Genomic DNA, 12,254 nt, shown 5'->3' on the forward strand with positions numbered 1-12,254 from the left:
GCTACCTTTGGAATGTTTCGATCCAGTTTTAAACCAAATTACATCGGACAACCTGCGCATGGTGTTCTCCCTTATGCCGGAATAGACATGAACGATGCAGTGATGGTTTTGGGAGATGGTGCAGGCACTCCTTCGTTTTTTTACAGGATGAACAAAGGAATTGTTGGCTTACGCACACAGATGGAAATTCAAAACTGTAAGTTCAACGAAATTAAATTTGATAACTTTTATCATACTGCTTCTGACGGTTCGGCTGTTGTTAGTGAAGGAGATCTAAACTACAACCCTTCCTACTTACAGCTCATTCCTGCTAATTATCCTGACACAACCATTTTAAATTGTCATCGTGGTGTGTATAATAATTACAGTGATTTAATTTTGCAGTATTGCATCATGGACAATGTGCGGACTGGCGTAGAATGCTCCGGCAACAAATACAGACAGTATGCCCTGGTTACTGATAATACCATCAACGCTACACTCTACGGAGCGTTGTTTTATAATAATGCCGGTTCAGATTACAACATTATTGCCGGAAATTTCATCAAAGTGGATGGGTTGAGTTCGGGTGTGGGTATTGCCGTACGTGAGTCAAAGAACAGTGTGAGCGGAAATTATGAAGTAGCCTGGAACCATGAAATTCGTGTGGTAGATGGGACAGCAGGGATTGAGCTGTTAAATGTAGCCTCTCCCCAAGTGAGGTGTAATGTAATTAAACTGGATGAGGGTGATGAACAGGCTATCAGCAGTACCGGTATTTCAGTATTGGGCTGTAGCTTTGCCAACATTACTCAAAATAGTGTAACAGGATATACCAGATCAAATACCTCAAGAGTGGGTCTTTCCTGTCAGGTGAGTACTTCCTGCCAGATTGGTTGTAATTCAGTGGATAGTACCGGTTACGGTTTTCATTTTGGAAGCTCCAACCTTTTTTACCAATTTCAGGGGCAATAAAATGAAAAGCCATTTGGAAGGATTGCACTTGAACAGTACAGCAGTGATCGACACGCAGACGCATGCCGGAAACCAGTGGCTTGGGAATTATTCACCATGGTACGGAGCAGTGAATATGAATGCGATTTTTCAGTCTGACGTATTAAAATCACTTTTTCTTGTTGACCCAAGCCTTGGTAGCACCTATAATCCGACATTCCCTATCAACTTAGGACCACCTCCGTTTCCACCTCCTTATGTGGATAATTCAGGTTGGTTTGAACCGGACTTAAATATGCCCACATATTCGTGTCCTGATTCTACAACTTGCTACCAGTCAGAATACGTAGGCGATGAAGGATCTCCTTCACTTCTGGCCATGATTGCCTTAGACAGTTTGCTCAGCGTAGATTACATTGAAGAAACCCAGAGCATTGCTCAGTTGATGCTTTATGAGAGACTGATGCGGGATACTGGATTAACAGGTAGCGATATTGTTTTTCAAAATTTCCTTAATAATGAATCGGTTTTATTCAATTTGTATCAGACAAAATTGAACCTTCAGGAGTATGGTGAGGTTGAAGATTCGTTGGCTGCGGTATTGTTATCAATGGACAGCACCATAAAGAGTTTTGGTGATTCCATTCGTTATTATCTCAATATGCAAATGGAAACGCAGTTGAGTTATGACTCGATCATTGCAGGATTTAGGGCATCATTGAATATTTCCCAAAACATCTATGCAACCGTGATACAGCAACTGCGCAATGCTAACAACGCTATTTTAGCGGATGCAGGATTTTATAATAGTTTGGTAGATAATTTGGATGAATTGCCATTACTAAACGAAGAAGTTATGAATGAAGTAGAAATCGCTTTTGAAGAAGGAGGCCTTGAAGGTATTTTACCCTACCGCGAACAAATTTTTGGAATTGCCAGCCAATGTCCGTTTCAGGGTGGACAAGGGGTATTCCGGGCACGGTACTTTTTCTCATTTTTTAACGATAGCATAGAGTACAATGATGCTGCGGTATGTTTGGCACAGGGAATATTAAAAACAAAGCGATTAGTAAACGGCATAATACCCCATATGTTGATTAAGCCAAATCCTGCCTCCAGCCAGACGGAAATAAAAATGAAAGGCTTTGGCGATGAACAATTTTCATTGACGATAACGGACATACATGGTCGTGAACTTTTTGTCAAAAACAACTTATCGTTCAATGAAACAGTTTATTTGCAAACTAAATATTTTACGCAAGGTGTTTATTATGTGATTGCAAGAAAGAATAAAAGCCACCTTTGTCGGGAGAAACTAATAATAATCAGATGAAAACGTTCTTTAATATCTTTATCTTTCTTGTTATTTTCCAAAATTCTTTTGGCCAGGGATACAATCATGAATGGTTAATTGGAAATCAGTCGCAACAGACGGTGCCAAAAGGACGAATGTTTTTTGATAGTACTTCTTTTCAATATCAAACAGAGTTCAGAAAAATGCCTTTTAGAGGCACCCAAGGCAACATTTGCGATGCACAAGGGAATTTTTTAATGAGTAGTAATGGAGTCTGGATCGCCAATGCCATTAACGATACTATGCTCAATGGAAGTGGGTTGAATCCTGGGTATTTTGTAAATGGATCTCCGAATGGTTTATTAATTCCGAATGGAAACTTTTTTATTCCTACACCTGGTGATACTGCCGGGTACACTCTTTTTCATCAGACGGAACTTGATCCTAATTCTTCAAGATGTGGAGTATATTTTTCAACAATAGATATGAATCTGGATGCTGGTTTAGGCGGCGTTATTAGTAAAAACAATTTACTTATTGATGATTCATTAAATTGGGGAATAACTGCTTGCAAACATGCAAATGGACGGGATTGGTGGATAATTATTGCGAAAGATAGTAGTGATAAAATTTACAAATTGCTTTATACAGACCAAGGTGTTGTGTCGATAGATACACAATCTTTGAATTTCTATCCTCATCCCTATAAAAATGTTTCTCAAATCTGCTTTAATAAAGAAGGTAATTTGTTTGCATATAATATCTACGACAACCCAGTTGACCGTAATAGCTTTGTGATTCTTTGTGATTTTGACAGGTGTACAGGTAATTTTACAAACACAAGAGTAATCCCCGTTTCTTCGGGTGCATATATCTGGGGTTTGTCGTTTTCTCCAAATGGTCAGTATTTATACACCAATACATCCGCCTATATCTTCCAGGTCAATACAACAACCTCACAGGTAGATACAGTTGCAATTTATGATGGATTCTCTTTTCCAATACCTCAAGCTGCTACTACATTTTTGAATGAATACCCTGCTGCCAACGGCAAAATCTACCTCACTTCCGGCAATGGCGTACAGCACTTACATGAAATCAATTATCCCGACAGTGCAGGTTTAGCCTGTGATGTACAGCAGCATGCGGTTAGTTTGGGTGTATGGCATTTCAGAGCTGTTCCTAACCACCCCAACTACAACCTTGGTCGGGTGGTTGGTAGTATATGTGATAGTTTGGTAGGAATTGAGGAGGTCGTGCATGATTTTCATTTTGGGATTTCTCCTAATCCTATAGAGAATGGACTAATAAAAATTGTTTATTTGCTCCCACAAAATCATTCAGGGTTTTTTGAAGTGTATGATATAACAGGTAAACTCGTTTATGAAATGAATTTACCACCCTGGAGTTCCTTGCAATTCTTAAACCTCCCAGCATTGAGTGAGGGAATTTATACAGCAACGATCAGGAGTGGGTTTGAAAGGGTGGTCAAAAAGTTGGTGATTGTGAGATAGAAGTCAAAGTTGCAGGAGTTGTAAAAAATTAATAATCAAAACGTGAGGTCATTCATTAAAATACTGCTACTTCTTGTTCTCTCAAAATATGCTTATGGTAACGTCAGTATATCAAAAGAAAAAGACAATGCTATCCTTGCCGATACCGGATTTAATAATAGTTTAGTTAATAATGTGGATGAATTACAACTACTAAACGAAGAAGTGATGAATGAGGTGGAAATCGCTTTTGAAGAAGGAGGAATTACCCCTTTTATCCTGAAATACTTCTTAAAACTAGCTTGTCTTCCGATATGAAATATAACTTCCTCCCTAAAATATATTATTCATAATAAAAACACATCTTCAAATTGTAAATCTAATGATAACAACTAACCTTCGCTCATGAGGCAAAAATTCAAAATATTCAATCGCTGAAATCACCCATAGATTCTTGAAATGAATAAAATAAATTCTTGCCCCGATAAACGAAATGGTGTTGAACTAAAAGTTCAAAAAAGTTGAACTTAACTACTTCTTGTTATCAGTGGTAAGGTCTTTCATTGCATTTCCCAGTTCTTCCATATCATGGTTGAACTCTGCTTTAAAAGAAACCCAGCCATCTTTAGAATCGGCTTTAAATTCAGCGAGACGTTGCTTCAATTTGCTGTTTCTATCTTCCAGGTCAGCCACTTTTTTCTGATAATCCTTGTCTAACTTTTCATTCTTAGCATCTGCTTTGGCCTTGAGTTCAGCGATGCGCACTTCGTTGGCCGAAATCCGGTCAGCAGTTTCCTTACGATAGGTCTCGAGATCTGTCGCATAATCTTCTTTTGCCTGATCCAATTCCTGGTTAGCTTCTTTAACTTCTTCCTGTGCCTGATCCACTTTTTCAGAAGAAGAACTGCAACTGTAAAACATGGTTCCGGCGAGTAGCACCGCAACAGAGCCTATAAATTTTAATGTGTTCATTGTTTATGATATTGGTTCTTTTAAATAAATATAAATCGCAAATAGTTTGATTTCCTAAGGAAAAATTAAACAGCTTAGTCTCTTTCCAGATCCTTCATAATCGAATCCCACTCTTCCTTCGTTTTACCCAATTTAATTTGTAGCTTTCCCATCATCTCATCCTTTTTCCCTTCTACAAAGAGCAAATCATCATCCGTTAAATTTGCAAACTTTTGCTTTAACTTCCCTTTTTGCTCATTCCAATTTCCTTTAATTTCTGTAGTGTTCATGGTGTAATATTTTTTTATCTATCGCATCCGGCGACACGGGTAATAACCATCGCAATGGTTAAATACAATGGCGAAGGTAAAAAGGTAGTTTGCATAATTGATTATATTATAATGAAAATTAATTGCATAATTCACACTTTTGGAAGTTTAAAGTTTAAGGTTCAAAGTTCAATGTTCAAAGTTCAATGTTCAATGTTCAAGGTTTAAAGCGCAAGGTTAAATGTTAAAAGTTCACAATTTAATGTTCAAAGCTCCGATAAGGGCTTGCGTTCGAAGAGCCAGTGCATCTACTAATCTTTGCACCTTAAACCTTAAACCTTAATCCTAAACCTTAAACTTTAAACTTTAAACCTTAAACCATGAAGCAGAATCGCGAAAAGCGATACGCTTCATGGTATACCTTAAACCGAATCGCTGATGGAGATTCGGTTGTAAATGAAAAACCCGTCTCTTGTGAAGACGGGCTTTCGGTTTTGGCTTATTATAAAAAGTTTACTTTTATTTAGAATCTTATAGAAACACCTGCGTAGGCTGCGTTTGTTTTGATTTTAGTTTTGTCAAGCACATAATAGTTGTCGGTGCTTTTGGTTCTGCTGTTATCACTGATGTCGAACAGACCAAAAACACCTCTATATCCAAGGCTTAAACGTATAGTTCTTGCTTCATTTAAACCGAAATCAATTCCGGCACCATAGGCAAAGCCCACATCACCCTTTTTCACTTCGAGAACCGGATCAATCAGCGTAGAGTCGCCGGTGCCTTGTGATTGAATTCTTGAACCCACACTGATTCCCATTTGGGGCCCAACAACTAAATTCAGATTTACTAATTTATCAATACCGGTATTTAAGGAGAATAAAAGTGGGATATTAAAATACTTCAACGTAATCTCTCTCTCAACATCCTTTTCAGAATATTTTTGAGAAAACGATGAGTAAATTCCTTCCAATTGCACTCCCATGTGAGTAGTGAAGTTATAGGCAAAAAAGGCACCCACTCCAAATCCAAGATTTGCAGTTCCTTTAGTGGTTCCTCCATCACCTGTATTTAATGTTAATCCTGAAAATGTTGGCATAAACCGCATTCCGAATTCACCTTTTTTCCAATTCCTGCTATCATCATTATTGCTATCTGATTCCTGTGCTTTACTTGTAGTAGATACCGATAGTAATATAGCTGCTCCAGCTACCAGGGACTTCATATTCAATAAGTAATTTTTCATAAGTAATTTTTATTAATCGTTAGGTGCAAAGATCATCATGGTCTTCTTTAAAACACTTACAAAATTTATTTTTAAATTTACATCATTCACACATTCTGTATATTGAACACAGCTTTCACACTGTAAAGTATTGACTCATAAGCATTGTTTCATAAACAGCTCTTAAAGTCGTAATTCTAAATATTCACAATTACTTTCTTAACCTGATTATTCCCTGTAAAAAACAAACTCCTCTAATGAAAAAGTATAAACTAAAAACAAATGGTTATCTGAACGACTGTGTAACATATGTTGCAATTCAATTTATAAAAAATTATACCGACTCTTCTGTATTGCCATTCCCGAAAGCGTGATGCGAATCACGTATGATAGTAACCTTCAACGTACGTTTATACTCATCCTGCAGCCATTTCACATAGCTCTCTGAGGTTTTACTCAGGCAGCGGGCATACATTCGGATACGGTACTCAAATTCGTCTTTGAGGAGATCGGCGAGATGGAGTGCTTCTTCTACCGAGGAACTATTCTCCATGCACATGCGTACATGCTGCGCCAATGAGAGGTCGATCACTACTTTTGGACGTTGGCCGCTACTCATGACCTGTCGATGGGTCTCGGGGATATCCATATGAATGGGATCAGACTTTGCGAAAAACCGGCAAAGCTCTTCCGGCATTTCATAACGGTAATTGATTTCGATAAACTCATCACTTGGAATACCATCCAGATAGAGTTCGGGCGTTTCAAAAATGGAAGGCCAGTTTACGGGCTCATCCCATAAACCAAAACGATGCAAATTATTTCCGAGATCGATCACCTTAAACTCCTTCTTCTCCGGCAAAACACGTGATCCGCGACCAATCATCTGAAAATACAGGGTCAATGATTTAGTAGCACGGTTGAGAATAATACACTCCACCGTCGGTTCATCGAATCCCGTTGTTAGGATACTCACCGACGTTAGTATAGCATCCTTCTTCTCGCGAAACCATTGGAGAATATCTTTACGCTCTTTAGTAGTGTGAGTATGATCCAAATGCTTTATATCGAACCCCGCCTCCTGGAATGTAGCATAAACATATTGCGAAGTAGCGATACCATTGTTAAAAATGAGGGTCTTTTGTCCGACACATTTCTCCTTGTAAGCAGCCAGCAACTTATCCTGCATCGCATGATTGTTGTACAATCGCTCGGAAGAACTCACGGTATAATCACCACTGCGCCCTACTTTCAAAGAGGTAAGTCCTACGTGATGATGGTAAGTCACTGCTTTTGCCAGAAAGCCGGAATCTATCAGTGAAGAAATAGATTCCCCTACAATCAACTCGTCGTAGGTATCCTTCATTCTAATATTAATATTCGAACTTAATGGCGTAGCCGTAACGCCGAGCACCACCCCCTTCTCATAAAAACGAAACAGTTTACCAAATGAATTGTAGTGGGCTTCGTCTACAATCATTAAGCCGATGGTGTCCAGATTCAATATCTTATCCCGTAAACGGTTATTCAGCGTCTCTACCATGGCCACGTAACACATGAAGTCATTGGGAACCGGCAACTCCTTCACCGCGCTATTGATGACCATATTGTTCACTCCAAATTCCTGAAGCATGGCGGCAGTCTGTGCACAAAGTTCCAATCGGTGCGTTAAAATCAGTACTTTTTTACCCGTATTGGCAATATAGCGTCTGGCAATTTCGGAAAAGATAACAGTTTTACCCCCACCTGTGGGAAGCTGATAGAGGAGATTGTATCGTGCAGGATGATCCTTAAGTCTGGATAAAATCTCCTCGATGGCCTTATGTTGATAAGCATAGAGCTGCTTACCGATGGATTGTTCTTGCGTTGTCGTGCTGCTTTCGGATATCATTGGTAGAAATGGCAATTGGTAAAGATACGCTATCAGAATGGAATTTTAACAGGGATGGTCCCTCATACGGGCCGGATGGGCCATTGCCGATGAATTATCTCTCTTAAACAGGTGCAGACCAGTTATAAAATCGCGCCAGGACTTCTTTCATAAGCGATTAATAAGCAATGACAAGGCATGTATTCATATATATTTGTCAGGATGGTCCGGACCAACTAATTTTACAAAGATTTCCAAGGCGATACTGCCCGGCAATGCTTAAACATAAAAACCGATCAATTCACCCCGCATGTCCAGCTACCAGATAAAGAAAACGCCAAAGACAAAATTTATTAATCTTTTCAGAACCGTGTTCACGTTACCCCTCTTTGAAGATGCTTTAGTTGCGCTGACCAGTAAGAGTAGATCACCATTGCTCCGAAAATTTGTTCCACCGAACTATTTGTATAAAAAAGAGAGCTTTCGCACCATCACCAGAGAAAATATCAAATACAAACTTGATATCAGCAATGTGGTGGATCATTACTTATACTTTGGTTTAGAAGATCCGGTATATACCTCCGTTTTAGAGACTATTCAAAATGCGAAAACCATACTTGATATTGGCGCGAACATTGGCACCACATCCTTGTACTTTGCAAGTCTTAATGCGAAGGCGAAAATCATTTCCTTCGAACCCCATCCGGATACCTTTAAAAGAGCCGAAGAGAATATTAAACTGAATTCATTTCGTAATATCGAACTCCTGAATATTGGTCTTGGAGAACAGAAAGCAGAGCTGAAACTCTACGAAGTAAATGAAAACAATCCGGGCATGAACAGGATCTTGGCTGAAGAAACAAATCTGCCCTATAAAATAATTCAAGTAGACTTACTGGATAAAATAATGGAGGAGAAGAGCATTCCTCCTGTCGATTTTATTAAAATAGATGTGGAAGGTTTTGAATACTCCGTTTTAAAGGGAGGTGTAAACACATTAAAAAATAAACCGGTTTTATTCATTGAACTGGATGATAATAATCTTCGGGAGAACAATAGTACAGCAGAAGAACTCATTAAATTGCTTTATACTATAGGGTATAGCCGGTTTTACAGAGCTGACACTTCAGAAGCCGTATCAACAACAACCGATTTTAGCCATTGCCATTTCGATCTTATAGCGAAGTAAATTTTTGAGGTCACGGTTTTCAAAAAGTTAAACATTCGTTAAATTGAATTCCCATTCCGAAAGCTGACATATCGCTGACAACAGACTTTTTCAGTAGTTTACTTTTGCTATAGAAATACCGGGTTGGAATACGGCCCTTTGCTCAAATTTAAAACTACAATCCATGAAAGCAATGAACTCTTTCTCTTCTACGCTAACCGCAATGCTGGTAACTTTTAGTGGACTGCTATTTTCTCAATCCACTACACTCTGTATTCCATATAGCACTCCTGCAGTAATTGATGGAGTCATCAGCAGTGGTGAATGGACGGGAGCGGATTCAGTTCAAATTATGATCAACAATTTCAAAAAGGTCACTGTATTGATCAAGCATGACAGCACCGCGCTCTATTTTGCCTATTTGAATCATCTTGAATCCTCCATGCGGTTTCCTGAAATCCTACTCGACATTAACAATGATAAAAGCAATACATGGCAGAATGACGACTGGTGGTTTCATGTATCTGCAACGGATTGTGAATCGAATGGAATGCCCGCTAATTATAGCAATTGTCTGGTGGTCCAGCAAAATTGGGAAGCTGTCCCCAACATGGTAAGCGGATTACCGAATACAGATACCATTGAAATAAAAATACCCTTTTTTAAGGCCGGAATTGACCTCACTGTGCACGATACCATCGGAATTGCTTTTGATGTCACCAATACCGTTAATGCATGGAATTACTGGCCTGCCGGTGCAAATATCAATACACCTTCTACCTGGGCGCAAGCGGTATTTTGTTTAGCTGTAACCGGCCTGTCTCCTGCAACGGAAAGAAAAGAAACCATTCTCTTTCCCAACCCCTCGTCCGGATATTTTAAACTTCAATCCTCCGTCAGCGCGATAGAAATAACATTGATGGGAACCGATGGGTATGAATATAAAACCAACCGTCTTTCCGGTGATGAATTTGATTTGAGTATTGAAAATATTCACAATGGTCTATACATATACAAAATACTTCATGAAAATTTTTCCATAAGCACAGGTAAAATAATATTATCAAAACAACAATAAACGGCCTCTCTTTTTCAATCAAGATAAAAACGAAAGTTAGTACTTCCACATTTTCGGATGACCCTTTCTTTTAATCCTGTACCGCAAAATACTCGCAACAGGAGTTTACGATGACTTAAAAGCAATCGGATGGTAATTCTTCTTATGTTGTCCCAGGAAAACTCTGACATAAATCCTCAACAATGTCAACTCCAGGAGCAGGAAGTTTAATGCGAGAAGTCCGATCATCACGAACTGATCGGATGCAATGCTCATGAACATTAAATCTACGCCAACAAAGGTAGGTGAAAGCGGAAACCCCACTACTGCCAGACAAGCAATCAAAAACATTCCCGTATAAACAGGGTGTTCATACGAATGTCCATGATATTCATGCAAATTAATATCGCCTTCCTTTTCCACTAATTTAGTTAAACACCAAAAGCCAAGTCCTGCACCGGCTATCGTTCCGCTCAGGTACAAAGCAACACGATGCATTTCTATATGACTGTTCCAGATCAAGGCCAAAGCAATAAATAGCTGACTGACAAATACCATGATCCATACTTGCCGCGCATCTCCTCTGCCTGCAAAACCGGAGACTAACAATACCAGCGCTACAACAGCCATGAAAACCGGAGCAATCTCCGACCAATGCGCCGCAATATCAAACCGGAAGGAATAAGCAATCAAACTTAACAGACTTAACACAATATATAAAATGATACTCCACTTCGAATGCAATGCATTAAAATGATTTCCGATCCATTTAAAGGGACGCCATAGATAACGAAACAACATGAAATCAAGGTTCCATTCTTTAACCGACAATACAAAAATTCTATTCTTCCATTGTCGAATCAGGGCATGCTCAGAACGATCAACCGCAGGCGTAAATGTAAAAAACATATTGTGCACCAGATAACTTAAAACGGAAGGCGATACCAGCAACTGATACGTCCTCAACAAAGCATTACCGGCAAAATGAAACAGCGCCAGCAAATGCCATCCTAAGGCAATCTCCACAAACATCAATCCTATTTGAGAAATGGAAGCATAGGCAATCTTTGTTTTCACCGATGATTGCACCATAGCTATACTTCCGGCAACAAGACTGGTCAAAACACCTATGGAAATTACAATACCTTTTAAGATGGCTTCATGCCCCCAAAAGGGAAACGTGCGCAACAATAAAAACACACCAATATGCACCGACAAGGAACCATAAAATATTGCACTGGAAGTAGTAGGTCCTTCCATTGCTCTGGGTAACCAGGTAGAAAATGGAAACTGAGCAGACTTAATAGCAGCAGCAAGAAAAATAAGCACAACCAGTAAAAAGGATTGGGCATAGTGATCATTAAATTGAGACATCACCATTTCTGATTGGTTCCAAAGTGAAAAAGTGATATTCTTATGCCATAGATGATGACTCAGCCACATTGCCAGAATTAAACAGATATCTCCTAACCGATAAAATGAGAGCACCTTAAAACCATTCTTCGCCGGCAAATAACGGTCACGATAAAATGAAATGAGAAGAAAAGAAGTAATCCCAATCATCTCCCATCCCACAAAAAGCGTTTCAAAATTTCCTGAAAACACGATAAAATTATATCCGGTGTAGAAGAGTAACATCGTCGAAAAAAATCTTTTGAATCCTGCATCACGATGCATATAGTACTTGCTGAACAGCGCAACAATAAATGTTAAAAAAGCTCCGGTCAAAGCGAAAACAGCAGTGATACGGTCAAAATAATAATCAATAAAAAACTCGAAATCGTTACTGTGGTACAGAACCAAAGTTTTTATTTCAAGTGTGGGACTCCCTTCTGTTAACCACTTTACTATAAAAACAATCATAGCCAGCAACTGAAGACCTATCACGGTCAAGACCCAACCGGAGAGTACGGCTTCCTTATTTTTAGGAATAAGCAAACTCATCAGATAGCCTAACAGTGGAATCAGAATAAAACCGGTAAGCATTTGAGACATGG

The 12,254-nt window shown here is 39.0% G+C and carries 11 protein-coding genes; 6 read left to right on the forward strand and 5 right to left on the reverse strand.

Annotated features, from left to right (window positions below):
• Positions 1-12: 12 nt before the first annotated feature.
• Genes IPJ86_00860 through IPJ86_00875 form a run of 4 tightly spaced genes read left to right on the forward strand, consistent with a single transcriptional unit; the run spans position 13 to position 4,038 of the window.
• Positions 13-954, forward strand: a complete 942-nt coding sequence (locus IPJ86_00860; protein ID MBK7885886.1) for a hypothetical protein — start codon at positions 13-15, stop codon at positions 952-954.
• Between the two features lies 1 nt (position 955).
• Positions 956-2,266: a hypothetical protein gene (locus IPJ86_00865; protein ID MBK7885887.1), complete on the forward strand. Its 1,311-nt coding sequence runs from the start codon at positions 956-958 to the stop codon at positions 2,264-2,266.
• Positions 2,263-3,741, forward strand: a complete 1,479-nt coding sequence (locus IPJ86_00870) for a T9SS type A sorting domain-containing protein (GenBank protein ID MBK7885888.1) — start codon at positions 2,263-2,265, stop codon at positions 3,739-3,741. Before IPJ86_00865 ends, IPJ86_00870 begins: the two co-directional genes overlap by 4 nt.
• Positions 3,742-3,783: 42 nt before the next feature.
• Positions 3,784-4,038 (forward strand): hypothetical protein, encoded by a 255-nt coding sequence (locus tag IPJ86_00875; protein ID MBK7885889.1) that lies wholly within the window; start codon positions 3,784-3,786, stop codon positions 4,036-4,038.
• Positions 4,039-4,251: 213 nt separating this feature from the next.
• Here IPJ86_00875 and IPJ86_00880 read toward each other — a convergent pair whose 3' ends face one another.
• From IPJ86_00880 to IPJ86_00895, 4 genes are all read right to left on the reverse strand, one after another.
• Complete coding sequence (locus IPJ86_00880) at positions 4,252-4,692, reverse strand: peptidase M23 (protein MBK7885890.1); 441 nt, start codon at positions 4,690-4,692, stop codon at positions 4,252-4,254.
• A 74-nt stretch (positions 4,693-4,766) separates the two neighbouring features.
• Positions 4,767-4,961, reverse strand: a complete 195-nt coding sequence (locus IPJ86_00885) for a CsbD family protein (GenBank protein ID MBK7885891.1) — start codon at positions 4,959-4,961, stop codon at positions 4,767-4,769.
• 502 nt (positions 4,962-5,463) lie between these two features.
• Positions 5,464-6,183: a PorT family protein gene (locus IPJ86_00890; GenBank protein ID MBK7885892.1), complete on the reverse strand. Its 720-nt coding sequence runs from the start codon at positions 6,181-6,183 to the stop codon at positions 5,464-5,466.
• A 313-nt stretch (positions 6,184-6,496) separates the two neighbouring features.
• Positions 6,497-8,053, reverse strand: coding sequence for a DEAD/DEAH box helicase (locus IPJ86_00895; protein ID MBK7885893.1), 1,557 nt, complete (start codon positions 8,051-8,053; stop codon positions 6,497-6,499).
• A gap of 289 nt (positions 8,054-8,342) precedes the next feature.
• Between IPJ86_00895 and IPJ86_00900 the strand changes: the two genes are divergently transcribed.
• Both IPJ86_00900 and IPJ86_00905 read left to right on the forward strand, forming a co-directional pair.
• Positions 8,343-9,221 carry an FkbM family methyltransferase gene (locus IPJ86_00900; protein ID MBK7885894.1) on the forward strand — a complete coding sequence of 293 codons (879 nt, stop codon included), beginning with the start codon at positions 8,343-8,345 and terminating at the stop codon, positions 9,219-9,221.
• 163 nt (positions 9,222-9,384) lie between these two features.
• Positions 9,385-10,278 carry a hypothetical protein gene (locus IPJ86_00905; GenBank protein MBK7885895.1) on the forward strand — a complete coding sequence of 298 codons (894 nt, stop codon included), beginning with the start codon at positions 9,385-9,387 and terminating at the stop codon, positions 10,276-10,278.
• Between the two features lie 105 nt (positions 10,279-10,383).
• Here the strand turns inward: IPJ86_00905 and IPJ86_00910 are convergent, their stop codons facing one another.
• Positions 10,384-12,252: a hypothetical protein gene (locus tag IPJ86_00910; protein ID MBK7885896.1), complete on the reverse strand. Its 1,869-nt coding sequence runs from the start codon at positions 12,250-12,252 to the stop codon at positions 10,384-10,386.
• Positions 12,253-12,254 lie beyond the last annotated feature (2 nt).

The organism is Bacteroidota bacterium (genome assembly GCA_016713925.1).
In the GTDB taxonomy this organism is placed as follows: domain Bacteria; phylum Bacteroidota; class Bacteroidia; order AKYH767-A; family OLB10; genus JAJTFW01.